Annotated in this window: 21 protein-coding genes and 1 other annotated feature; of the genes, 7 read left to right on the top strand and 14 right to left on the bottom strand. The window is 59.1% G+C overall.

The window, feature by feature from the left end:
- Window positions 1-40 precede the first annotated feature (40 nt).
- The 3 genes from lapB to pgpB all read right to left on the bottom strand — a co-directional run bounded on the left by lapB (window position 41) and on the right by pgpB (window position 2,585).
- Window positions 41-1,213, bottom strand: coding sequence for a lipopolysaccharide assembly protein LapB (lapB, locus tag ACRAWE_RS06470; protein ID WP_019452693.1), 1,173 nt, complete (start codon window positions 1,211-1,213; stop codon window positions 41-43).
- A gap of 6 nt (window positions 1,214-1,219) precedes the next feature.
- Window positions 1,220-1,522: a LapA family protein gene (locus ACRAWE_RS06465; protein WP_004930650.1), complete on the bottom strand. Its 303-nt coding sequence runs from the start codon at window positions 1,520-1,522 to the stop codon at window positions 1,220-1,222.
- 298 nt (window positions 1,523-1,820) lie between these two features.
- Complete coding sequence (gene pgpB, locus ACRAWE_RS06460) at window positions 1,821-2,585, bottom strand: phosphatidylglycerophosphatase B (RefSeq protein WP_019452694.1); 765 nt, start codon at window positions 2,583-2,585, stop codon at window positions 1,821-1,823.
- Between the two features lie 279 nt (window positions 2,586-2,864).
- Here pgpB and ribA point away from each other — a divergent pair, with 279 nt between their 5' ends.
- Window positions 2,865-3,458, top strand: coding sequence for a GTP cyclohydrolase II (gene ribA, locus ACRAWE_RS06455; RefSeq protein WP_019452695.1), 594 nt, complete (start codon window positions 2,865-2,867; stop codon window positions 3,456-3,458).
- 57 nt (window positions 3,459-3,515) lie between these two features.
- Here ribA and acnA read toward each other — a convergent pair whose 3' ends face one another.
- The 5 genes from acnA to topA form a co-directional block, all read right to left on the bottom strand.
- Window positions 3,516-6,188: an aconitate hydratase AcnA gene (acnA, locus tag ACRAWE_RS06450; RefSeq protein ID WP_432525132.1), complete on the bottom strand. Its 2,673-nt coding sequence runs from the start codon at window positions 6,186-6,188 to the stop codon at window positions 3,516-3,518.
- A gap of 219 nt (window positions 6,189-6,407) precedes the next feature.
- Window positions 6,408-6,803 carry a hypothetical protein gene (locus ACRAWE_RS06445; protein ID WP_019452697.1) on the bottom strand — a complete coding sequence of 132 codons (396 nt, stop codon included), beginning with the start codon at window positions 6,801-6,803 and terminating at the stop codon, window positions 6,408-6,410.
- 17 nt (window positions 6,804-6,820) lie between these two features.
- Window positions 6,821-9,130 carry a type VI secretion system Vgr family protein gene (locus tag ACRAWE_RS06440; protein WP_063918436.1) on the bottom strand — a complete coding sequence of 770 codons (2,310 nt, stop codon included), beginning with the start codon at window positions 9,128-9,130 and terminating at the stop codon, window positions 6,821-6,823.
- A gap of 334 nt (window positions 9,131-9,464) precedes the next feature.
- Entirely contained in the window at window positions 9,465-10,439 is a 975-nt protein-coding gene (gene cysB / locus ACRAWE_RS06435; protein WP_004930690.1) for an HTH-type transcriptional regulator CysB, read from the bottom strand.
- A 360-nt stretch (window positions 10,440-10,799) separates the two neighbouring features.
- Complete coding sequence (gene topA, locus ACRAWE_RS06430; RefSeq protein WP_025159788.1) at window positions 10,800-13,397, bottom strand: type I DNA topoisomerase; 2,598 nt, start codon at window positions 13,395-13,397, stop codon at window positions 10,800-10,802.
- 427 nt (window positions 13,398-13,824) lie between these two features.
- Between topA and ACRAWE_RS06425 the strand changes: the two genes are divergently transcribed.
- The gene (locus ACRAWE_RS06425; protein ID WP_432525131.1) at window positions 13,825-14,076 is read left to right on the top strand and encodes a YciN family protein; all 252 of its coding nucleotides are present in this window, start codon (window positions 13,825-13,827) and stop codon (window positions 14,074-14,076) included.
- A gap of 50 nt (window positions 14,077-14,126) precedes the next feature.
- Here ACRAWE_RS06425 and sohB read toward each other — a convergent pair whose 3' ends face one another.
- Window positions 14,127-15,173: a protease SohB gene (gene sohB / locus ACRAWE_RS06420; protein ID WP_019452701.1), complete on the bottom strand. Its 1,047-nt coding sequence runs from the start codon at window positions 15,171-15,173 to the stop codon at window positions 14,127-14,129.
- 359 nt (window positions 15,174-15,532) lie between these two features.
- Between sohB and ACRAWE_RS06415 the strand changes: the two genes are divergently transcribed.
- On the top strand, window positions 15,533-16,294 hold the full coding sequence (locus ACRAWE_RS06415) for a YciK family oxidoreductase (RefSeq protein WP_019452702.1): 762 nt from the start codon (window positions 15,533-15,535) through the stop codon (window positions 16,292-16,294).
- Window positions 16,295-16,308: 14 nt separating this feature from the next.
- A complete protein-coding gene (gene cobO, locus ACRAWE_RS06410; protein WP_019452703.1) occupies window positions 16,309-16,899 on the top strand; it encodes a cob(I)yrinic acid a,c-diamide adenosyltransferase in 591 nt (196 codons plus the stop codon).
- A 38-nt stretch (window positions 16,900-16,937) separates the two neighbouring features.
- On the opposite strand, the gene rluB is transcribed toward cobO, so the two are convergent.
- The 5 genes from rluB to rnm form a co-directional block, all read right to left on the bottom strand.
- Window positions 16,938-17,843, bottom strand: coding sequence for a 23S rRNA pseudouridine(2605) synthase RluB (gene rluB / locus ACRAWE_RS06405; RefSeq protein ID WP_063918438.1), 906 nt, complete (start codon window positions 17,841-17,843; stop codon window positions 16,938-16,940).
- A 162-nt stretch (window positions 17,844-18,005) separates the two neighbouring features.
- The gene (locus ACRAWE_RS06400; protein WP_432525130.1) at window positions 18,006-18,803 is read right to left on the bottom strand and encodes an alpha/beta fold hydrolase; all 798 of its coding nucleotides are present in this window, start codon (window positions 18,801-18,803) and stop codon (window positions 18,006-18,008) included.
- A 148-nt stretch (window positions 18,804-18,951) separates the two neighbouring features.
- Window positions 18,952-19,311 carry a Rap1a/Tai family immunity protein gene (locus ACRAWE_RS06395; protein ID WP_019452706.1) on the bottom strand — a complete coding sequence of 120 codons (360 nt, stop codon included), beginning with the start codon at window positions 19,309-19,311 and terminating at the stop codon, window positions 18,952-18,954.
- 115 nt (window positions 19,312-19,426) lie between these two features.
- Complete coding sequence (locus tag ACRAWE_RS06390) at window positions 19,427-20,047, bottom strand: L-threonylcarbamoyladenylate synthase (protein ID WP_063918440.1); 621 nt, start codon at window positions 20,045-20,047, stop codon at window positions 19,427-19,429.
- A 47-nt stretch (window positions 20,048-20,094) separates the two neighbouring features.
- The gene (gene rnm / locus ACRAWE_RS06385; protein ID WP_063918441.1) at window positions 20,095-20,976 is read right to left on the bottom strand and encodes an RNase RNM; all 882 of its coding nucleotides are present in this window, start codon (window positions 20,974-20,976) and stop codon (window positions 20,095-20,097) included.
- A gap of 253 nt (window positions 20,977-21,229) precedes the next feature.
- Window positions 21,230-21,333, top strand: a sequence feature (Trp leader region).
- A gap of 24 nt (window positions 21,334-21,357) precedes the next feature.
- On the opposite strand from rnm, the gene ACRAWE_RS06380 reads away from it, so the two are divergent.
- Genes ACRAWE_RS06380 through trpD form a run of 3 tightly spaced genes read left to right on the top strand, consistent with a single transcriptional unit; the run spans window position 21,358 to window position 24,516 of the window.
- Window positions 21,358-22,920 (top strand): anthranilate synthase component 1, encoded by a 1,563-nt coding sequence (locus tag ACRAWE_RS06380; RefSeq protein ID WP_019452709.1) that lies wholly within the window; start codon window positions 21,358-21,360, stop codon window positions 22,918-22,920.
- Complete coding sequence (locus tag ACRAWE_RS06375) at window positions 22,920-23,501, top strand: glutamine amidotransferase-related protein (RefSeq protein WP_063918442.1); 582 nt, start codon at window positions 22,920-22,922, stop codon at window positions 23,499-23,501. The genes ACRAWE_RS06380 and ACRAWE_RS06375 overlap by 1 nt, the downstream gene beginning before the upstream one ends.
- 16 nt (window positions 23,502-23,517) lie before the next feature.
- On the top strand, window positions 23,518-24,516 hold the full coding sequence (gene trpD, locus ACRAWE_RS06370; RefSeq protein WP_015378066.1) for an anthranilate phosphoribosyltransferase: 999 nt from the start codon (window positions 23,518-23,520) through the stop codon (window positions 24,514-24,516).
- Window position 24,517 lies beyond the last annotated feature (1 nt).

Raw genomic sequence — 24,517 nt, 5'->3', positions numbered from 1 at the left:
GGCGATTTATCGCCCCGTTTTGTTTTGTCTCGTCGCCGCGTTATTGCCCGTCCAGACCGCGGATCGGTTTAACCGACGACCAGGCGCGGCACGACGGGCAATGCCAATAGAGCGAGTGCGCGGTGAAGCCACATTTGTGGCAGCGGTAACGCGGTTTGGTGCGAATTTGCTCGCCGACCATATCGCGCAACAACAGCAGACTCTCTTTCGCCCGGCCGTCTTCTGCGTCCGCCAGGTGGTAATCCATCAGCCGATAGAACACCCGCATGGTGGGATGGCGCTGCAGCTGACGGTTGATATAGACCTGCACCACGTCGCGCCCTTCGTGCTGCTCGATGATTTCGGCCAGCATCAGATCGGCGGTGGCGCCGGTGTTCTCTTCCACACAGCGTTTCAGGAAATCCGCCCAGTTGTGCTGCTGTTCCGGCAGATGCCGGTAGCACTCCTGCAGCATCGGCAGCGTCTCGCTGACCAGCTCTTTATCCTGGCTCAATACGCGCTGCAGCGATTCCGCCGCTTTGGCGTAGTCGTTTTGCGCCATGTAGATGCGCCCGAACATGATGGACACGCGCGCACACTGTTTGTCGGCGGCGTCCGCACGCTTGAGCAGGCTCATCGCCCGATCGAGATCGTCGCTGCCCATCGCCTGCAGCGCCAACTCGCAATAGAAGTGCGCAATTTCGACGCGCTGTTTCTCTTTGCCCAGCTTGACCAGCTTTTCCGCCACGTCGATCGCTTTTTGCCAATCGCTGGTGGCCTGATGGATCACCAGCAGCTGCTGCAGCGCCGAGACGCGAAAATCCGCTTCGTCGGTCAACTGGCTGAACATATCCTCCGCACGATCGTACAGCCCGGCCGCCATATAATCGCGGCCCAGCTGCTGTACCGCCAACAGACGTTGTTCGAAGGTCAGGGAGGCGCTTTCCATCAATGCCTGATGGATACGGATAGCGCGGTCAACTTCGCCGCGCGAACGGAACAGGTTGCCCAGCGTCAGGTGAGCCTCAACGGTGTTGCTATCCTCTTTCAACATATCGAGGAACAGATCGACCGCCTTGTCCTGCTGGTTGGAAAGCAGAAAGTTCACCCCTGCCACGTATTCACGCGACAGGCGGTTGGCTTCTTGCTGTTTGTCCTGCTGAGCGCTTCTGCGCCCCATGTACCAACCGTACGCGGCAGCCACGGGCAGCAACAGAAACAGCAGTTCTAACATAGAGGATTATTCCTTGCTGACAACGGGCTGAGCCGCCGGTTCAGCGGGCTGCTCGAGCTGCAGCTCCAGCCTTTTGATCTTGCGCTCGGCGCGGCCCAGCGCAATGCGCGTGCGCAGATAAAACAGGCCGCAAATGATCCAGCCGAGCACGAAACCGGCGCCAAACAGCGTGGCCAACAGGGTCGATACGCGATAGTCGCCCTGCGCGACCAGATAGTTAAAATTGACCACCTGATCGTTATGCGCACCCAGAGTGACGGAAATCACGAAGATCACCAGAACCAACAAAAAAATCAGCAAATATTTCACATTCTTTCCCGCGATGCCGAGTGAATCGGATGAACGATGCCAAAACGTGGCGTCCCTAACCCTTAAGTTAGCATTTCCCGTTGCGGCAGGGAAACCCTGCGGCACGATAAAACCACATATCTGCTGGCATATTCGGCAGTCAACGGCTTTAGCGATCAAATTGATGAGAAAGCTTCTCAAAACGTCGAATTTATAAGGATATGGGGGCGGCGGCGCAGATTGCAATGGCGGGAAAATGTAAGCGGTTAATGCGGCGCCGATCGGGCGCCGCGTTGCATGTGACATGGTCACATAACCATCACGGCTCCGGCTTGCGCGCCGCGATTTCCTGCTGCTCTTGTGGCGGCGGCGTCAGCGGGCCGAACCAGCGCTGCGCCAGCCAGCAGGTGACCACCACCAGCAGCCAACTGATCAGCGTAGCCATCGCCAGATCGCGCGGCCAATGCATTCCCAGCAGCAGACGGCTGCCCATCACCCCCGTTGCCCACACCATCAGCAGCGCGACGGTTTTATAATGGCGACGCGGCCACAGCAGCCCTACGCCCAACAGCGCCCAGGTGGCGGCGAACATGGTGTGCCCCGACGGAAACGCGAAGCCGGTTTCAAACTGCCAGTGCTTGCGCAGCCAGTTCGGCACCACAGTTTGATCCTGCAGCTGCTCGCGCACCAGCGCGCTGCGCTCTTTGCGGTGCAGCGAATAGAAATATTTGCCGTCCACGCCGTGGGTTTGCTCCAGCCATACTACAAACGGCCGCGGTTCTTGCACCCGATCCTTGATTAACGACTTCACCCCCTGCCCGATCACCAGCGCGGCGAAAAGCAGGATCGCCAAACCGATGGCCGCCTTCAGCCGAAAGCGCAGACACCACAAAAACCAGCCGCAGAGGATAACACTGGTCAGAATGCCCCACGGCGAGGTTACGGTTTCGGTCACCCAGTACAGCGCTTTGAGCAGCGGCTCATTGCCGCCGGGTTGCCAGTGCCAGCCGGATACCCAGACCGCCAGCGGCATCAACAACAACAGCAGCGCGCCGCCCGCCGTGCGTTTTGCTATCTCATACATTGCCATTTTCCTCTGCGTGAATCAGGCAGCAGTGTAACAAGAGTGCAATATTGATAACACGCTAAAAATTAAACAGATAGGCAACCTATCGCAATAATAGGTGGCCAGAAAACGCCATCTGCTGGTTTGCTGAGCACCGCCCGGCAAGAAGTTGTGGCAAAATAGCCGATAATTAACGAAATAGAGATCGGCGTAGCACGTTTTAGTCTTGGTCAATGCACTGAACCGGACTTAGGATGCGCGACAATGATTGAATCGTACGCTTTTGTGGAGAGTGACATGCAGCTTAAACGGGTGGCAGAGGCAAAACTGCCGACACCTTGGGGCGATTTCCTGATGGTAGGATTCGAAGAACTGGCGACCGGGCATGACCATCTGGCGCTGGTATTCGGTGACATTTCCGGCGAAGCGCCGGTGCTCGCGCGCGTGCATTCCGAATGTCTGACCGGCGACGCTTTATTCAGCCTGCGCTGTGACTGCGGTTTTCAACTGGAAGCCGCGCTGGAGCAGATCGCTGAAGAAGGCCGCGGCATCCTGCTTTATCATCGCCAGGAGGGCCGCAACATCGGCCTGTTGAACAAGATCCGCGCCTACGCCCTACAGGATAAGGGCGCAGACACCGTGGAAGCCAACCACCAGCTCGGCTTCGCCGCCGACGAACGCGACTTCACCCTGTGCGCCGACATGTTCAAACTGCTGGGCGTCGACGCGGTGCGTTTGCTGACCAACAACCCGAAAAAGGTCGAGATCCTGACCGAAGCCGGTATCAACATCAGCGAACGCGTGCCGCTGATCGTCGGCCGCAACCCGAAGAACGAACACTATCTGGCGACCAAAGCCGCCAAAATGGGCCATTTGCTCGACCAGAAGTGATCGCCGCCACGGCGGAAACAATCAGGGCGCCTTGCGGCGCCCTTTTTATTGCTCGATTTACAGCATTTTCCTGATCACATAGTGCAGGATACCGTCGTTTTCGTAGTAGGTCAGCTCATTGCCGGTATCGATGCGGCAACGGGTGTCAATCACCTCCTTGCGCCCGTCGGCATAGGTGATGTGCACCGGCACCGTCTGGCCCGGCTGCAGCTGCTGTAGGCCGCCGACGCTGATCTGCTCGTCCCCGGTCAGCCCCAGCGTTTTGCGCGTCACCCCCTGTGGGAACTCCAGCGGCAAAATGCCCATGCCGATCAGGTTGGAGCGGTGAATGCGTTCGAAGGATTCGGCGATCACCACCCGCACGCCCAGCAGGCGCGGCCCTTTCGCCGCCCAGTCACGGCTGGAGCCGGAACCGTACTCTTTACCGGCAATCACCGCCAGTGGCACCTTCTCTTGCTGATACTGCATCGCGGCGTCGTAGATAGACAGCTGCTGCTGCGACGGAATATGACGGGTATAACCGCCCTCCACGCCCGGCACCATTTCGTTGCGGATACGGATATTGGCGAAAGTGCCGCGCATCATCACTTCATGGTTGCCGCGGCGCGAACCGTAGGAGTTGAAATCCTGCGGCGCCACGCCGTGCTCGCTCAGATAACGCCCCGCCGGGCTGTCGCGCTTGATATTCCCCGCCGGCGAAATGTGGTCGGTGGTCACCGAGTCGGCCAGTATCGCCAGAATGCGCGCATCCTTGATGTCTTGCACCGGATCCGGCTTCACCTTCATGGTGCTGAAGAACGGCGGATGGCGGATATAGGTCGAGTCTCCCTGCCACTGATAGGTCGCCGAACCGGTCACCTGGATCGCCTGCCAGTTGGCGTCGCCGTCGAACACTTCGCCGTATTCCTTGTGGAACATCTCGGTGCGCACCTCTTCCACCGCCTGAGCGATGTCCTGGCTGCTCGGCCAGATGTCCTTCAGGTAAACAGGTTGACCGTCGTTGCCCTCGCCGAGCGGCTCTTTGCTCAGATCAATCTTCATGCTGCCCGCCAGCGCATAGGCCACCACCAGCGGCGGCGAGGCCAGCCAGTTGGTTTTCACCAGCGGGTGGATACGCCCTTCGAAGTTACGGTTGCCTGACAGCACCGCGCCCACGGTCAGATCGCCCTCTTTGATCGCCTGTTCGATCGGATCCGGCAGCGGACCCGAGTTACCGATACAGGTGGTACAGCCATACCCCACCAGGTTGAAACCCAACTCTTCCAGATAGGTGGTGAGTTTGGCGCTGTCGAAATAGTCGGTCACCACTTTGGAGCCCGGCGCCAGCGAGGTTTTTACCCAGGGCTTGCTGCGCAGCCCCTTCTTGACGGCGTTTTTCGCCAGCAGGCCGGCCGCCATCATCACGCTCGGGTTGGAGGTGTTGGTGCAAGAGGTGATCGCCGCGATCACCACCGCGCCGTCGCGCAGTTCGTGCTGCTGCCCGTCCAGCGTAAAGGTTTTGCTGTCGGCCTTGGCCTTGTGCCCGCCGATATCCAGTTCGGTAGCGGCCTTGAACGCCTGCGGCACATTCGGCAGCGCGACGCGATCCTGCGGGCGTTTCGGCCCGGCGAGGCTGGCTTCCACCGTCGACATGTCCAGCGCCAGCGAGCTGGTGAAGACCGGTTCATCACCCGGATGGCGCCACATGCCCTGCGCCTTGGCGTAAGCCTCTACCAGCGCGATTTGTTCGGCGCTGCGGCCGCTGAGTTTCATATAGCCGAGCGTAACGTCATCCACCGGGAAGAAGCCGCAGGTGGCGCCGAATTCCGGCGACATGTTGGCGATGGTCGCACGGTCCGCCAGCGGCAGATCGGCCAGGCCGTCGCCGTAGAACTCGACGAACTTGCCGACCACGCCGTGCTTGCGCAACATTTGGGTGACGGTCAGCACCAGGTCAGTGGCGGTAATCCCCTCTCTGAGCTTACCGGTCAGCTTGAAGCCGACCACGTCGGGGATCAGCATCGACACCGGCTGGCCCAGCATCGCCGCTTCCGCTTCGATGCCGCCGACGCCCCAACCGAGGATGCCCAGGCCGTTGATCATGGTGGTGTGGGAGTCGGTGCCCACCAGCGTATCCGGATAGGCCACGCGGCGGCCGCTTTCGTCGCTGTGCCAGACCGTTTGGCCAAGGTATTCGAGGTTAACCTGGTGACAGATGCCGGTGCCCGGCGGCACCACGCGGAAGCGGTTGAAGGCTTTCTGCCCCCAACGCAAGAAGGTGTAGCGCTCGTGGTTACGCTGCATCTCGATACGCACGTTGTCTTCAAAGGCGTTGTCATCGCCGAATTCATCGACGGTGACCGAGTGGTCAATCACCAGATCCACCGGCGACAGCGGGTTCACCTGGTCGACGTTGCCGCCCAGCCGCCGCACCGCTTCGCGCATCGCCGCCAGATCGACCACCGCCGGGACGCCGGTAAAATCCTGCATCAGCACGCGCGCCGGACGGTAGGCGATCTCACGGTCAGCATGGCCGGTTTGCAGCCAGGCGACGATGGCCTTGAGGTCGTCAACCTGCACGGTGTCACCATCCACATGGCGCAGCAGGTTCTCCAACAGCACTTTCATCGATTTTGGCAACCGGTCGATATCACCCAGCTGCTTCGCTGCCAGCGGCAGACTGTAATAGTAATACTCGCTATTCAGCGCAACCAGCTTATCCATACTTGTTTCACGAAGATCGGACGACATAGCTCCTCCATTTCTTATTGTGAGTAAAACAGGGTAATTACTGAGGTCTTGTTTAAAGATACCACAAAGATAAGTTAACGATTTGATAACAACACGTTTTGCACACAACGATAGGCGGGAACAATCAACGGGAAGAAAGGTTCAACACGGCCAAGGGGTTAGACTGCGCGCCAACAAAAACGCCGCAACGATGCGGCGCTTTAGCACGAAAAGGCAGGTTTACAATGGTGCAGCGGGGAAATCCATGCCCACCACCGCCAGCTGATTCTTACGGCCCTTCTTCACCTGGATGCCCATCCCTTTGTGCAGCAGATGCATCTGGCCAGGTTGAACCAGGGCTTTGGCGGTGTGAAGGCGGGTGTCGCCCGGCAGATAAAAATCGACGTCAAAGAAAAAATCATTACCGTATCGGGTGTTGGTTTGCCGACAGGACTCGAGGCGCGAGGCGATAATCTCGCCTTGCCAGCTGTCCTTGCTGAGATAGTTTTTAACCGCGGACATCTCGCTCGAGTTACCGCCGTTATTTTTAAAAATACAGTAAAAGAAAATACCCATCACGACAGGGGTGGCGATCCCCGCATACAGGAAGTACTTCGACATATCAGCCAGAGACATAAGTGTGCTGCTCCATTTTATGTAATTATAAACAACGAGTTATTCGTTACATTCAGCGTTCTGTTGCTGATATTGGTCACCTCGATATTCACCACCACACCGTTCGTTTCCGTTTTAAACGCCGTCTTTGAAAACTCTTTCAGCTTATAAGAATTTGACAAACCTGTCAGGCTGTTGGACACGCCAACGATGCTGCTGGTTATCGCCGATGCCGATACGCTGTTGCCGGTGATACTTTCGCTGAAGGCGGTCACGGTCAGGCTGTGCAACTTGGGATTGAACACGGACTCCGGCGCTTCCAGGGTGATCTTTTCACCGCTGACAATCTTGATTTGATGCGGGCTGTAAATCGTAATGGTTCCCGCGTTGACGTTTTGCGTCCAGTCGCCGCTATTGATGTTGGTGGTAACGCCGTCTTTGATCGATTCATTGACGCCGCCTTTGATCTCGCGTGTGACGCCGCCGGTGACGTCCTCTTTATGGCCGCCGGCACCGATCTTAACCTCCCGCCCTTTATCCAGAGTCTCGGTCAGTTTGCCGGTGACATGGTGGCTTTCATTCCCGTCGATATCGCTGGTGCGGTCGCCTTTGATCGTAACCTTGTCGCCGCCGTCTTTAATGTCGAACGTCCGCCCCGCCTTGATCTCCGCTGCGACGCCGCCATTAAAATAGCCGGTTTCTTTTTGATCCACCGTGGTGGTGCGCTGGCCTTTGTAGTGGAAGGTGGCGTTGCCCGTCACTTCGTCTTGCTGTTGCTTGAGGATAGTTGTCGTCCGGTTGCCGTCGATATTGACCTGCTGGTCATTTTCCACCGAAACCTTCATATCCTTTTCGGAATGCAGCTCCACAGCCTCGCTGCCCGCCTTATCTTCGAAAAACAGATAGCTGGCATTGTCCCGGCTGCCGTCCTTACTGCGGGTCATAAAGCCCATTTGCGTCGCCGCCGCCGGCAACACCCACGGCGGCATGCTCGCTTCATTGTAGACGCGCCCGGTGACAATCGGCCGGTCCGGATCGCCGTTGATAAAGTCCACCACCACTTCATCACCAACGCGCGGTATTTGTACCGAACCGAACCCTTGCCCCGCCCAAGCGCTCGAGACCCTTACCCAGCACGAACTGGTGTCATCCCCTTTGGCGCGGCGATCCCAGTGAAACTTCACTTTTATCCGGCCGTATTTGTCCGTCCAGATATTTTCGCCGGCGGGCCCTACCACCCTGGCCGTTTGCGGGCCATAGGTGCGCGGCCACGGCGTCACCGTCAGCGGGCGAAAAACGGTGGCGGCCGGGATAACCGTAAAGTCGATGCGATGTACCGTTTCGCCTTCTTCGCCGCTGGCGTAGCGGTTCTCGGAGAACGTGTAATCGGCGGCCGTCGTCAGGTATTCGCCGTTATCGCTGAAAAATGGGGCGTTGACCAGGGTAAAGGTGTAGCCCGGCGCCACTCCGATCGCCGTTGCGGTGCCGTGTATCTGTTGATGTTCCACCTGCCAGCGCTCCTGGCGCACGCGTGCGTAGAACTCCCCGTCAGCGTGTTCGACATAGCGGCCCGGCCAATCGTAGACGTCGATGCTGCCCGGCATCGGCGAGGCCGGGTTTTGGCGTGCCTGGAACAGCCAGGCGTTCGGCTTGCGGAAATCATAGTCGTCCAGGCCGTAAATGCCCGGCGTCACGCTGTCTTCCGGTGCCCATTGCCCGATGCCCTGTTCGAGGGTGCTGCCGCCAGACGGAGTCTGATGGTAGGGAATCGTCTCGTAGCCGCTAAACGGCTGATACTGCCCTGCCGCATCCGTCAGCACCAACGTGTGACGGCCCGCCTCATGGCGAAAGTGGTAAACGATCCCCTCCAGCTCCATGAGGCGGCTGATGAAGTCGAGACTGCTCTCCTGATACTGAACGCAGTAATCCCACACCCGATAGTGACCGGTGAGTTTATCCTCTACGTTCACCTGATATTCGCTGAGCAAAGCACGCACCGTTTGCGGCACCGTCTGGCCCTGGAAGATGCGCAGATTGCGATCGCGCTTCATCGGCCATAGATCCGATTCCACCGTCAGCGTATACACGGCATAACGCGTGCCACTTAATTCGACGGCGCTGACGGCCACGCGAGTCACCTTGCCATTGATATGGCGATCCGCTGACAGCAGCCCCGTCGGCAGAGTTACCGTGACCGGTTGCCCCAACAGTTCGCTGCGATTAATACGGGCATCGCGGCCCAGCAAGGTCAGCGTCAGCGCAAACGGCTCGGACAAGGCTTCACGGCCCGCCAGCTTCCAAAAAAGCAGGCCCTCAACGGGCAATTGGACAGAGATACGGCTGGTCATGAGATAAGCGGCTCCGGTGACAATTGGTTAGCATCACTTTAACTTCCGAGAGAAAAAAAACTCTTTGCCAGAACAAAAACGCCTCATTTTCGGAGGATTCCTAACCAGCAAGACACAGGCCGCCTCAACGCAGAATGAGGGGTATTCAGAAACTTAATGGAAATGGCAGAGGGAGTTTGGTCTGGCGCAAGAGCACCGCAGCGCGTTCCCCTGGCCAAGATTGGATTAGCGCAATTTGCGAATGGGGCGGTTTATGCCGCAGGCGCTTGCTCATAAAAAACCCGGAAAGGCGCTGGCCTGTCCGGGTGTGGTTTGATGTCGTCAACGCGGGGGATTATTTGATCGGCAGCTTGATGTCCTTGAACATGGCTTCGATCTCTTCGTTGGAGCGCAGCGCCACCGCGCTGTCGACCACGTCGCGCGTCAGGTGCGGCGCGAAGCGCTGAATGAAGTCGTACATGTAGCTGCGCAGGAAGGTGCTGCGGCGGAAGCCAATCTTGGTAGTGCTGTAAGTGAAGATATCGCGCGCATCCACCGTCACCAGGTCCGGATCCTGCACCGGATCCACCGCCATGCTGGCGATAACCCCTACCCCCAATCCCAGGCGCACGTAGGTTTTGATCACGTCGGCGTCGGTGGCGGTAAAGACGATGCGCGGCGTCAGGCCGGCGCGGTTGAAGGCGGTATCCAGCTCCGAACGGCCGGTGAAACCGAAGGTGTAAGTGACGATCGGATAAGCCGCCAACTCTTCAATGCTGATGCTGCTTTTGCCCGCCAAAGGATGATCGGGTTTCACCACTACCGCACGGTTCCAGTGATAGCACGGCAACATAATGAGATCGTCGTACAGGTGCAGCGCTTCGGTGGCGATGGCGAAATCGGCGGTGCCCTTGGAGACCGCTTCGGCGATCTGCGTCGGCGAGCCCTGATGCATGTGCAGCGAGACGCGCGGGTAACGCTCGATAAAGCCCTTGATCACGTTAGGCAAAGCATAGCGTGCCTGAGTATGCGTGGTGGCGACGTACAGCGAGCCTTTGTCCGGGTAGGTGTGTTCACCGGCCACGGCTTTAATGGCGTCCACCTTGGACAGCACTTCACGCGCGATGCGAATGATTTCCTGGCCTGCCGGGGTGACCTGGGTCAGGTGTTTGCCGCTGCGGGCGAAAATCTGGATGCCCAGCTCGTCTTCGAGCATGCGCACTTGTTTACTGATGCCGGGTTGCGAGGTATAGAGCCCTTCTGCCGTTGAGGAGACATTCAGGTTGTGGTTAACCACTTCCACAATGTAACGAAGCTGCTGCAATTTCATATCTTATACCATCCTAGGTTAAACACTGCGGCTTACCCGCAGCCAGGTATATCGGTGTCGCCCCGGTATGCTGAAACTCACAAGCCATAAACACCGTGTTTTACCCTGATGGTGAAGAAAACGCCGTTGTTAATAAGCTTTAATAATAAAAAAACTTTTTATATAACCACTATACCACGTTGCAGCTTCAAGTATAGATCCGCGTCACACTATGATAACGATTATTTTGCATTGGTATCAACGTGAAACGGCGGCGGTGGAGGGATAAAAGCAGCAAAGCATAGATCCGTTCTCCTCTTTTCACCAATAAAAAAACCAGCCGCCAGGGCTGGTTTTTCTTCTTGCAGGCGGAATGCGGCCTTACTTCTTGCCTTCAACCCACTTGCCGTCCACGTAAAACGCGGACCAGCCGGTCGCCTTGCCGTCTTTCTCGGAAGAGACATACTGCTGCTTGGTTTTGCGGCTGAAACGCACCAGCGTTTTATTGCCTTCGGCATCCGCCACCGGCGCATCGGCCAGGTAGCGCAGCTTCTCCGGCAGGCGATCCTTGAAGCGAGCCAGCTCTTCCACCAGCGGCGCGCGGGTTTCACGCGATTTAGGGAAGGTGTTGGCCGCCAGGAACACGCCGGCCGCGCCGTCACGCAGCACGAAATAGGCGTCGGACTTCTCGCACGGCAGCTCCGGCAACGGCACCGGATCTTCCTTCGGCGGCGCAACATCGCCGTTACGCAGGATCTTGCGGGTGTTTTTGCAGTTCTCGTTGGTGCAGCCCATGTACTTGCCGAAACGCCCCATTTTCAGGTGCATTTCGGAACCGCACTTGTCGCACTCAACGACCGGACCGTCGTAACCTTTGAGGCGGAACTCGCCCTCTTCGATCTCATAGCCGTCGCACGCCGGGTTGTTACCGCACACGTGCAGCTTACGCTGGTTATCGATCAGATAGCTGTCCATCGCGGTACCGCATTTCTTGCAGCGGCGACGGGCGCGCAGCGCGTTGGTTTCCGCGTCGTCGCCTTCAAGGATGTTGAGCACTTCCGCTTCCGGCACCAGGTTGATGGTGGTTTTGCAGCGCTCTTTCGGCGGCAGCGCATAGCCGGAACAGCCGAGGAACACGCCGGTGCTGGCGGTGCGAATGCCCATCTTGCGGCCGCAGGTCGGGCAGTCGATGCTGGTCATTACCATCTGGTTAGGCCGCATGCCGCCTTCTTCCGGATCCTTCTCCGCCGTTTCCAGCTGTTCGCTGAAGTCGACGAAGAACTCGTCCAGCACCGCTTTCCACTCGGCCTGGTTGTTGGCGACCTCATCGAGGCCGTCTTCCATGCGGGCGGTGAAGTCATAGTTCATCAGCTCGCGGAAGTTCTCTTCCAGACGATCGGTGACGATCTCACCCATTTTTTCGGCATAGAAGCGGCGGCTTTCCACCCGCACATAACCACGATCCTGAATGGTCGAGATGATGGAGGCGTAGGTGGACGGGCGGCCGATACCGCGTTTTTCCAGCTCTTTCACCAGCGAAGCTTCGCTGTAACGCGCCGGTGGCTTGGTGAAGTGCTGGCTCGGGATCAGTTTCTGCAGATCCAGTTCGCTGCCGATTTCGACGTAAGGCAGCGTGCGATCTTCATCGCCCTTGCGCAGCGCCGGCATCACCTTGGTCCAACCGTCAAAGCGCAGCGTGCGGCCCTTGGCGCGCAGCTGATAATCGCCGGCTTTCACCGTCAGCGTGGTGGAATCGTATTGCGCCGGCGTCATCTGACAGGCGACGAACTGGCGCCAAATCAGCTGATACAGCTTCTGCGCGTCCGCTTCCATGTCTTTCAGCTGCTCGGCGAGCACGTTCACGTCCGAAGGACGGATCGCTTCGTGCGCTTCCTGAGAATTCTCTTTGCTGCTGTACTGGTTTGGCGCCTTCGGCAGGTATTTGTCGCCGAAGTTGTCGCCGATATAGCCACGCACCATGTTGAGCGCGTCCTGGCTCAGGTTGGTGGAGTCGGTACGCATATAGGTGATGTGGCCGGCTTCATACAGCCGTTGCGCCATCATCATGGTTTTCTTCACGCCGAAGCTCAGGCGGGTACTGGCGGCCTGTTGCAGCGTGGAGGTAATGAAAGGCGCGCCCGGCTTGCTGCTGGTCGGTTTATCTTCGCGATCCAGCACCGTGTAGCGGGCTTTTTCCAGCAGTTTGACCGCGGCGTGAGTCTGCTCGCGGTTGACCGGTTTGAACGGTTTGTCGTGCGCGTGGGTCACTTCCATCTGCAGCGCGGTTTCACCCTTCGCCAGCAGATCGGCATGCAGCTCCCAGTACTCTTCCGGCACGAAAGCCTTGATGTCGCGCTCACGCTCAACCACCAGGCGCACCGCCACCGACTGCACGCGGCCGGCGGACAGGCCGCGGGCGATTTTTTTCCACAGCAGCGGCGAGACCATATAGCCCACCACGCGGTCCATAAACCGGCGCGCCTGCTGCGCGTTGACGCGATCAATGTTCAGCTCGCCCGGCTGTTTGAACGCCTGTTGGATCGCGTTTTTGGTGATTTCGTTAAACACCACGCGGCTAAAACGTTTGTCATCCCCACCGATCACTTCCCGCAGGTGCCAGGCGATGGCTTCCCCTTCGCGGTCAAGGTCGGTTGCGAGATAAATGTGGTCGGCGTTTTCCGCCAACGATTTTAACTCGGCGACCACTTTTTCTTTACCCGGCAGGATTTCGTAATGCGCTTTCCAACCGTGGTAAGGGTCGACGCCCATGCGATTTACCAGCGCCGCCTTCTCATCTTTTTTAACTTTTTTCTTGGCTTTGTCTTCGGTTGAGTCAGCGCTCTTTTTGCTGGCTGAGCCACTGGTCGGCAAATCACGGATATGACCGACGCTGGACTTCACCACGTAGTCATTTCCTAAATATTTATTAATAGTTTTGGCTTTTGCCGGGGACTCAACTATTACGAGAGCTTTACCCATATTTACCTTTACCTAAATTTATTTCTTCTAAAAAGAAGTCTTTTATCTCGCCGTGCCGCGGCAATTCGTGTCTCTTTTTTATATTGCGGCAGTCTGGCAAGAGATCAACAGATTTTTTTCTTTTGGCTGCCCAACTGCTCAACCTGAACGCAAGTTGTTGATCCTGCCTGCTATTCACTCATGCCCCAGAAGTATGGCTGTGCGAGTTTTATTCATAGCGTAAACAAAACCTTCCACCCGACGCCGCAAAATCCCACACTGTACCTGATAAAAAGCGTCACGCAACCTAATTAGCACGGAAAGACCGATTTCGCCAACCGGCGGCCACCCATGGCCATCCAGACGGCAAATAAACCTTAGTCGGTTTGCGGATAAAAGCGAACCGGCGTTAGAATATGCGCAGCGTTTTTTGTTTGGAGTCTAATAAATGTACACAAATACTGCACCTATCGGCCGCGAGGCCCTGCTGGCGGAAGCAAATAACATCATCCGCCAACACGAAGATTATCTGCACGGCATGATCGCCACCGACGTTGAACAAAAAAACGGCGTTTTAGTTTTCCGCGGCGAATACTTTTTAGATGCCGACGGGCTGCCCACCGCCAAAACCACCGCCATATTTAATATGTTTAAACATTTGGCGCATCTGCTTTCGGAAAAATACCATCTGGTCGATTGAGAAATGAAAACGGGGGCGCCAGGCCCCCGTTGATCCATACACTCACGCCGTTACAGCAGCGGTTTTTCCCCACGCTGCCACCAACGCAACAGCAAGCGATCGACGCTCTCCGCCGCGCTGCCGGTGAAACGATCCATCAGACGTTTGCGGCGCGCATAGCGCACGGCGACCACCTCGTGATTATCCAGTTCGGCGATCAGCAAATCGTCGCTGGTGCCGATGGCGTCGATCAATCCCTTCTCTTTAGCCTGCGAACCGAACCAGTGCTCACCGGTGGCGACGCTATCGATGTCCAGCGACGGGCGCTGCTCATGCACGAAGCGCTTGAACAGCTCATGCGTTTCGTTCAGATCTTCGCGGAACTTCTCGCGCCCCTGCTCGGTGTTTTCACCGAACAGCGTCAGCGTGCGTTTGAACTGCCCGGCGGTGTGCAGCTCCACATCGATGTCGTTCTTCTTCAACAGGCGATGGAAGTTAGGGATCTGCGCCACCACGCCGATGGAACCGATGATGGCGAACGGCGCTGCCACGATGCGATCCGCGACACAGGCCATCATGTAGCCGCCGCTGGCCGCCACTTTATCCACCGCCACCGTCAGGCGAATGCCGCCCTTGCGCAGGCGCTCCAGCTGCGAGGCCGCCAGACCGTAGCCGTGCACCACCCCGCCCGGGCTTTCCAGACGCAGCAGCACCTCATCCTGCGCCGTGGCTACCGCCAGCACCGCCGAAATCTCTTCCCGCAGCGACGTCACCTCGTGCGCGTCCATGCTGCCCTTGAAGTCCAGCACATACAGGCACGGCTTGCTCACTTCAACCGCGCCGGACTTGGCGCGCTGCTTTTTCAGCTTGTCGTCGGCCTTGGTCTGCTTCTTGAACTGTTTCAGCCACACCTTCTGCTCGGCGGCATCCATGCGCGCCAGACGCATATCGCGTTGCATCTCGCGATACTGTTCGCCGAGATCGGTCAGCTGCAGCTCCCCTTTTTGGCGGCTCTTGCGTTGCCCCAAACTGACCGCCAGTATGGCCAACGCGGCGATGGCCAGCACCACCGTGGCGACCTTGGCCAGAAACAGGCCATAAACAGATATAAACTCCACAGATTCCGCCTTTATTTACAGGTTGTTAGTATGCTTCTTTCCATTTTAGCCAACCACGGCGGCTGCTGTCGCGGCTAAATGAAAATTCGTTGCGTCCTGCACGTCACTATGGGGACGATTGGCCACCGAACCAAGCCACCGCCGCACCGCTTTTGTTACAAAAGAATGCCATTTCAGCCAGCTACGCATTGAAAATGCGCACGGATTAAGGCATATAACACCCATTATTCATCAATACGATGAGACAGATTCGCTGCGCGGCCCGCAGGCGGTCGAGCCTTCGCTCCCGCCCCGGCCGCGCGTTTCACCCTTGCTCCCCATTATCAGCGGGAGAACAGCCACCCAGGCGAGGATTTATCGTGCATTACCAACCCAAACAAGATCTGCTCGAACAACGTATCATTTTGGTTACCGGCGCCGGCGACGGCATCGGCCGCGAAGCGGCGCTGACCTACGCACGTTTTGGCGCCCAGCTGGTTCTGCTGGGGCGCACCGAAAGCAAACTGCAGGCGGTTCAACAAGAGATCGCGGCCCAGGGCGGCGCCCCGGCGCTGGTAGTGACGCTGGACTTGCTGCACGCCACGCCGGAGCAATGCCGGCAAATCGCCGACGATCTGGCGCGCCAGCTCCCACGGCTGGACGGCGTGCTGCACAACGCCGGCCTGCTCGGCGACATCGCACCGATGGCCGATCTGTCGATGACCATGTGGCAAGAGGTGATGCAGGTTAACGTCAACGCCACCTTTATGCTGACTCAGGCGCTGCTGCCGCTGCTGCTGAAATCCCACGCCGGTTCACTGGTGTTCACCAGCTCCAGCGTCGGGCGCACCGGCCGCGCCGACTGGGGCGCCTATGCGGTATCGAAGTTCGCCACCGAAGGTATGATGCAGGTGTTGGCCGATGAATACAAAAATCGCAATCTGCGGGTAAACTGCATCAATCCGGGGGGAACTCGCACCAAAATGCGCGCATCCGCCTTCCCGCACGAAGACAAGAACAAGCTGAAAACCCCGGCCGACATCATGCCGCTGTATCTGTATCTGATGGGCGAAGACAGCCGCCGCAAAACCGGCATGAGCTTCGACGCTCAGCCGAATCGTAAACCCGGCGCGGCCGAATAATAAGGAGGGTTTTCATGGCGGAAGATCGTCATCAACAGCGCCAGCAACGCCTGAAAGAACAGGTCGATGCGCGCATCGCCGCCGCGCAGGAAACGCGCGGCCTGCTGCTGGTGTTTACCGGCAACGGTAAGGGCAAGAGCACCGCCGCTTTCGGCACCGTCACCCGCGCGGTGGGTCACGGCATGCGCGCCGGTGTGATTCAGTTCATCAAGGGCGAATGGCCCAATGGCGAAAAGAATCTGCTGCAGCAACACGGCGTTGAGTTTCAGGTGATGGCCACCGGCTTCACCTGGGAAACGCAGAACAAGGCCGACGATACTGCCGCCTGCCAGGCGGTGTGGCAACACGGCAAGCGCATGCTGGCCGACAGCAGCCTGGATCTGGTGTTGCTGGACGAAGTGACCTACATGCTGACCTACGGCTATCTGGAACTGGAGGAGCTGAAGGCAGCGCTGCTGGGGCGTCCTGCGCACCAAACGGTGATCCTGACCGGGCGCGGATGCCATCGCGATCTGCTGGAACTGGCGGATACGGTCACGGAGATGCGGCCGGTGAAACACGCGTTCGACGCGGGTGTGAAGGCGCAACAGGGGATCGATTGGTAACACAAAGTTCTGGCCCCGAACGGGGCCAGAATGAGGGATTAACTGCGTTTGCTCGGCTTGCTCGGTTTACCCGGCTTGCTGCCCGGCGCACTGCGGCGGCCGCTGCCGGCTACCTGCGAGTGACGCTTGACCGCGCGACGGATCTGGTTAGCCTTCACGCGGCGGCGCTCGCGCTCGACCGGCATCTTGCTGACCGTTTCCGGTTTCAATTCAACCAGCTCACGCAGGTAGTTGATCGCCGCCAGGTCCAGCTCAGCCCAACCGCCGCGCGGCAGGCCTTTCGGCAGGTCGATGTCGCCGTAGCGCACGCGGATCAGACGGCTGACCTGCACGCCCACAGCTTCCCACAGGCGGCGCACTTCACGGTTACGGCCTTCGGTCAGGGTCACGTTGTACCACTGGTTGAGACCTTCACCACCCTGGAAGCTGATGGTGCGGAAGGCGGCCGGGCCGTCTTCCAGCTGCACGCCCTTGCTCAGCTGTTTCACTTTCGCATCGTCGACCTGGCCGAACACGCGCACTGCGTACTCGCGTTCCACTTCGCGGCTCGGGTGCATCAGACGGTTGGCCAGTTCACCATCGGTGGTGAACAACAGCAGACCGGAGGTGTTGACGTCCAGACGCCCTACCGCTACCCAGCGCGAACCGCGCAGCTTCGGCAGGCGATCGAACACCGTCGGGCGGCCTTCAGGATCGCTGCGGGTACACAGCTCGCCTTCCGGTTTGTAGTAAGCCAGCACGCGGCAAACCACCTCTTCGGATTCTTTGATCGACAGGACATGACCGTCCAGACGAATTTTCATCGCCGGCGTCACTTCAACGCGATCGCCCAGCTTGGCGACCTTGCCGTCGACGCTGACGCGCCCGGCTTCAATCATGGTTTCGATTTCACGACGCGAGCCATGCCCGGCGCGCGCTAAAACTTTCTGTAACTTTTCGCTCATTGAGCAACCTCTAATGTCGCCTTCACAGGCGTCGGGGGGATAACCGCCGCGGCTGACCGCCACAGCGGTAATAATACGTTTATCAGGATCGAACCGCGTATTATACAGGCTTTCTAAGGTGTTGAAACCCACTTTATCGGCGGGGGCACCCTCAGGCGGCGTTCAATACACCAAAAAATCCTCCACCGCCCACAGCACCGCGTCAGGCCGTTCCAGAATGCCGAGATGGGTGCGCGCTTCGCCTAAACGCACCACGGAGAAAAACGGCTGCTCGGCGGCAAACATCTGCTGCCGCCGCAGGTAGTCATCGCGGCGATCCAACGAGTAAATATGGCGGCACGGCGGCGGCGCGCTCATCCCCGCCAGGCGTTGCAGCGGCGAACCGAATTGCCGATAGGCCTGTTCGATGGCCACGCCGGCGGCGCCCCAAAGCCGGTAATCCTCCTGCGCCATCTCGACCTCCAGGTGGCGTTTGACCTCAACATGGTTGATTCCCCCCTGCCAGAAGTCAAACAAGGCGTCTCGCGCCGCCTGCCATTGTTGCGGCTGCTGCATGCGGCTTACCGCCGTAAAGAAAGCCGGCTCCGGCGGCGTCATGATCCAGTCGAGAAACACCATGCCGCGCACGCGCTGCGGCAACGCCTCGGCCAACGCCACCGCCAGCCAGCTGGCGTGCGCCACCGACAGAGTGACCACGTTGTCCAAATGCAGCGCCGTCAACAACTGACGCGCATCTTCCAGCAGATCGTCCGCCGTCAACGACATCTCCGCCGCTTTTGACGACAGGCCGTGGCCGCGCCAGTCGATGCTGATCACCCGGTAACGCTCGGCCGCCAGAGCGATAAACGGCTCGAACACGGTTTTCGGTTCACACCAGCCGGGCAGCAACACCAGCGTTAACGGCCCTGAGCCGATATCCTGATAGTCGAGCGTCACGTTGGCGCTGTGAAATACGGTCATGTTACCTCCTGCGCGTCTCTCCCCGACCCGTTCGGGGACTCTCGGGATAATAAGGTGACAGCGCAGCAGGCATTGATCTATTGAAGTTCGTGCGGAAAAGAACTCGAGCGCACCTTATGAAAAAATGCGCACCAATTGGAATAAGAAATTAATGACGCACGCAGGGATAGGCGGCTGTCAGCGCCAGCATAATCACCGACGGCGCGGAATAATGCAGCTGCTCAGGATGTTCGTTTAAATATTGCATTACCGCGTCGGCAGCTACGCCAATGCTCATCCCGGCCGCCGGGCAGATATTGCGATTGCCCTGCATGGAATAGGTATCGAATACGCCGGCGACGTATCCCATAAACATGCCGCCATTCAACGCTTCGGCCACGGTGGCTTCGCCGCTTTTATTTTTTACGTAACCGCCGGATTCCGACAGCAAGGCGCTGCCTGAATAAAAACCCGCATTTGCCATTGAGGAAAATAATAAGGCCGCTAAAAAAGAAACCTGTTTAATCATTGTTGCGCATCCTGCCCATTATCAATTCTGAAGTATTCAAGAATAGCGGCTTTCACGCGAAGTCGCGTCGTTTCGGCCGATTTTCAGATAATGGGCAAGGTGGCAACAATTTACATCAGCGGAAAGGCGCCGCGTCGCCCGCCCCTTCGCGCACCACTTCTGGCGAGGATTCGGTCAGATCGATAACCGTAGTCGGCTGTTGGCCGAGGAAGCCGCCGTGGATCACCAGATCGACCACCTTGCCCAAGTGATCGTTGATCTCTTCCGGATCCGACTCGGCAAAATCATTGCCCGGCAGCATCAGGGTGGTGGACATCATCGGCTCGTTCAACGCCTCCAGCAGCGCCAGTGCGATCGGGTTCGACGGCACACGCAGACCGATGGTTTTGCGTTTTTCATTCATCAGGCGGCGCGGCACTTCTTTGGTCGCTTTCAGAATGAAGGTGTAGTTGCCTGGCGTATTGTTTTTGATCAGGCGGAACGCCGTATTGTCAACGTGCGCATAGGTCGACAACTCGGACAGATCGCGGCACATCAAGGTAAAGTTGTGGTTGCCGTCCAATTGGCGGATGCGGCAAATGCGCTCCATCGCCGCCTTTTCTTCCAGCATGCAGCCCAGCGCATAGCCGGAATCGGTGGGATAGACGATCACCCCACCCTTGCGCAGCGCCTCTACCGCCTGGTTGATCAAGCGCGGCTGCGGGTTGTCTGGGTGAATATAAAAAAGCTGACTCATGACTTGCTCCTAAAATGATGCCCGCGCGCGTCGCCACGCGCGTAAAATCAGACCGCCTCGCCCGACTGCGGCCAATCGCGCCACACCGGCTCGACGCCACCCGGCAACCATAGCTTGCGCCCCAGCTCGATCCACGAACAAGGCTGATGAAAATCAGAACCTTGCGAGGCCAACAGGCGGTAATCCTGCGCGTATTTGGCCAGCTGCGTGCGCTCGTGCGGCGCCTGCTGACACTGCGCCACTTCCATGGCGTCACCGCCGTGTTCGGCGAAATGCGCCAACAGACGCTTCAACCACTTCGCGGTCAGATCGTAACGGCCCGGATGCGCCATCACCGCCTGGCCGCCCGATTGATGAATCGCATCAATGGCTTGTTCTATTGTACACCACTGCGGCGGCACATAGCCGGTTTTGCCCTTGGCCAGGTATTTCTTGAACACCTGCGCCATATTGTCCGCCACGCCGATCTCCACCAGGTAACGGGCGAAATGGCCACGGGTTACCGCGCCGTCGCCCGCCAGCCGCTGGGCGCCGGCATAGGCGTCGGGAATGCGCGCTTTACCCAGCCGCACACCGATCTCTTGCGCCCGTTGGTTGCGGCGTTCGGTTTGTGCCGCCAACAGCGACACCAGCGCCGGGTGCGCGACGTCCATACCCAGCCCAACGATATGGATCTCATGATTTTCCCACAGCGTCGAGATCTCCACCCCGTTGACCAAGCGTAACGGCAACGCCTGTGCCGCAATGGCGGCGGCGGCCTCGGCCAGCCCGGCGGTGGTATCGTGATCGGTGATCGCCAGCACGCCCACGCGCATCTCAACCGCGCGCTGCACCAGCTGCGTCGGCGTCAGGTAGCCATCGGAGGCGGTCGTGTGGCTGTGGAGATCGTACAGAGTAAAAGCGGTGGATTGAGGGTTACTGTCTGTCAAAACGGCTATCCGGCAATGGCTTGGCTTTCTATCATACCCGCGATCGGCGGCCGGACGGAAATCTATTCTTCCCCCAGCCGCAGGCGTCAGGCGGAGGATGAATAGAATTCACGCTGACCGCTAAAACATTGTGCAAAAAGAGGGTTGACTTTGCCTCGCCGAACCAGTTAACTAGTACACAAGTTCACGGCAACGGCCGTGTCGGATGAGAGTTAACAGAGAGAGTCTGCAAATGAACAAATACATTTCTCTTCACGGTTGGTGGCGTACCTCCCTCTTGCGGGCGGTGTAATCGCGCATAGCTGTCATCTGACAATGCAGATTTCCTGAGCCCGCACCTGATGCGGGCTTTTTTATGGACAGAATTCACTGGAACCACCGATGATGAACACCAAACCACAACTGACACTGCTGAAGGCGCAAGCCAGCTACCGGGGCGACCCCACCACCATTTTCCACCAGCTGTGCGGCGCGCGGCCGGCCACCCTGCTACTGGAGTCGGCGGAAATCAACAGCAAACAGAATCTGCAGAGCCTGTTGGTGATCGACAGCGCGCTGCGCATCACCGCGCTGGGCCACACCGTCAGCGTGCAGGCGCTGACCGCCAACGGCGCGGCGCTGCTGCCGCTGCTGGACGAAGCGCTGCCGCCCGAGGTGCGCAATCAGGCACGCCCTAACGGCCGCGAGCTGACCTTCCCGACGATCGACGCGGTGCAGGACGAAGACGCCCGCCTGCGTTCACTGTCGGTGTTCGACGCGCTGCGCACGCTGCTGACGCTGGTCGACTCTCCGGCGGACGAGCGCGAAGCCGTGATGCTGGGCGGCCTGTTCGCCTATGACCTGGTCGCCGGTTTCGAAAACCTGCCGGCGCTGCGCCAGGATCAGCGTTGCCCGGACTTCTGCTTCTATCTGGCGGAAACTCTGCTGGTGCTGGATCACCAGCGCGGCTCGGCCCGCCTGCAGGCCAGCGTTTTCAGCGAACAAGCGAGCGAGACACAGCGCCTGCAGCAGCGTCTGGAACAGCTGCAGGCCGAGTTGCAACAAACCCCGCAGCCGATCCCGCACCAAAAGCTGGAGAACATGCAGCTGAGCTGTAACCAGAGCGACGAAGAGTACGGCGCGGTGGTCAGCGAGCTGCAGGAAGCGATCCGTCACGGCGAGATTTTCCAGGTGGTGCCGTCGCGCCGCTTCTCCCTGCCGTGCCCGGCGCCGCTGGCGGCCTACCAGACCTTAAAAGACAACAACCCCAGCCCGTACATGTTCTTCATGCAGGATGATGACTTCACCCTGTTCGGCGCTTCGCCGGAGAGCGCGCTGAAATACGATGCGGGCAATCGCCAAATTGAAATCTACCCGATCGCCGGCACCCGCCCGCGCGGTCGCCGTGCCGACGGTTCGTTGGATCTGGATCTCGACAGCCGCATCGAGCTGGAAATGCGCACCGACCACAAAGAGCTGGCCGAGCACCTGATGCTGGTCGATCTGGCGCGCAACGATCTGGCGCGCATCTGCCAGGCCGGCAGCCGCTACGTGGCCGACCTGACCAAAGTAGACCGCTATTCGTTCGTCATGCATCTGGTTTCCCGCGTGGTGGGCACCCTGCGCGCCGATCTCGACGTGCTGCACGCCTACCAGGCCTGCATGAACATGGGCACCCTCAGCGGCGCGCCGAAAGTACGGGCGATGCAGCTGATCGCCGCCTCCGAAGGCACGCGCCGCGGCAGCTACGGTGGCGCGGTGGGCTACTTCACCGCCACCGGCGATCTGGATACCTGCATCGTCATTCGCTCCGCCTACGTTGAAGACGGCATCGCCACCGTGCAGGCCGGCGCCGGCGTAGTGCTGGATTCCATCCCGCAGGCGGAAGCCGACGAAACCCGTAATAAAGCCCGTGCCGTGCTGCGCGCCATCGCCACTGCGCACCATGCCAAGGAGGTGTTCTGATGGCCGATATCCTGCTGCTCGACAACGTCGATTCCTTTACCTACAACCTGGTCGATCAGCTGCGCGCCAGTGGCCACCAGGTAGTGATTTACCGTAATCAGATCGCCGCCGAGGTGATCATCGAGCGTCTGCAACAGATGGAACAGCCAGTGCTGATGCTGTCGCCCGGCCCCGGCGCCCCTTCCGAAGCGGGCTGCATGCCGGAACTGCTGCAGCGTCTGCGCGGCCAACTGCCGATCATCGGCATCTGTCTCGGCCACCAGGCGATCGTCGAAGCCTACGGCGGCCAGGTCGGCCAGGCGGGTGAAATTCTGCACGGCAAAGCCTCGGCGATCGTTCACGACGGTGAAGGCATGTTCGCCGGCATGGTCAATCCGCTGCCGGTGGCGCGCTACCACTCGCTGGTCGGCAGCAACATCCCGGCCGACCTCACCGTCAACGCCCGTTTCGGCGAGATGGTGATGGCGGTGCGCGACGACCGCCGCCGCGTGTGCGGCTTCCAGTTCCACCCGGAATCGATTCTGACCACCCACGGCGCGCGCCTGCTTGAGCAGACCCTGGCCTGGGCGCTGGCGAAGTAATATAAGGAACACGACGATGCAACCTATTCTTGAGAAACTGTACCGCGCCGAGTCGATGAGCCAGCAGGAAAGCCAACAGCTGTTCAGTGCCATCGTGCGCGGCGAACTGGAGCCGAGCCAACTGGCGGCGGCGTTGATCAGCATGAAGGTCCGCGGCGAACGCCCGGAAGAGATCGCCGGCGCCGCCAAAGCGCTGCTGGACGACGCTCAGCCGTTCCCGCGCCCTGACTATCTGTTCGCCGATATCGTCGGCACCGGCGGCGACGGCACCAACAGCATCAATATTTCCACCGCCAGCGCCTTCGTCGCGGCGGCGTGCGGCGCGAAGATCGCCAAGCACGGCAACCGCAGCGTCTCCAGCCGCTCCGGCTCCTCGGATCTGCTGGCAGCGTTCGGCATCCGCCTGGATCTGCCGGCGGAAGAAGCGCGCAAGGCGCTGGACGATCTCGGCGTGTGCTTCCTGTTCGCGCCGCAGTACCACACCGGCTTTCGTCACGCCATGCCGGTGCGCCAGCAGCTGAAGACCCGCACGCTGTTCAACGTGCTGGGCCCGCTGATCAACCCGGCGCGTCCGCCGCTGGCGCTGATCGGCGTTTACAGCCCGGAACTGGTGCTGCCGATCGCCGAAACCCTGCGCGTGCTGGGCTATCAGCGCGCGGCGGTGGTCCACGGCGGCGGCATGGACGAGGTGGCGATCCACGCCCCGACGCACGTGGCGGAATTGAACAACGGCGAAATCAGCAGCTACCAGCTCACGCCGCAGTCCTTCGGATTGGAAACCTATCCGCTGGAAGCCTTGCTGGGCGGCACGCCGGAAGAAAACCGTGACATTTTGGCGCGGCTGTTACAAGGTAAAGGCGAGCCGGCGCACGCCGCGGCGGTCGCGGCCAACGTCGCGTTGCTTCTGAAGTTATTCGGACATGAAGACCTGCGCCAAAATGCGCGGCAGGCACTGGATATGATCAACAGCGGGCAGGCCTATGAGCGTGTCATCGCACTGGCGGCAAGAGGATAAA

This window comes from Serratia sp. BFP-2025, assembly GCF_050880365.1.
In the GTDB taxonomy this organism is placed as follows: Bacteria; Pseudomonadota; Gammaproteobacteria; order Enterobacterales; family Enterobacteriaceae; genus Serratia; species Serratia surfactantfaciens.
The sequence above is the reverse complement of the archived record's forward strand: the minus strand, read 5'-3'. Positions and strand labels throughout refer to the sequence as shown.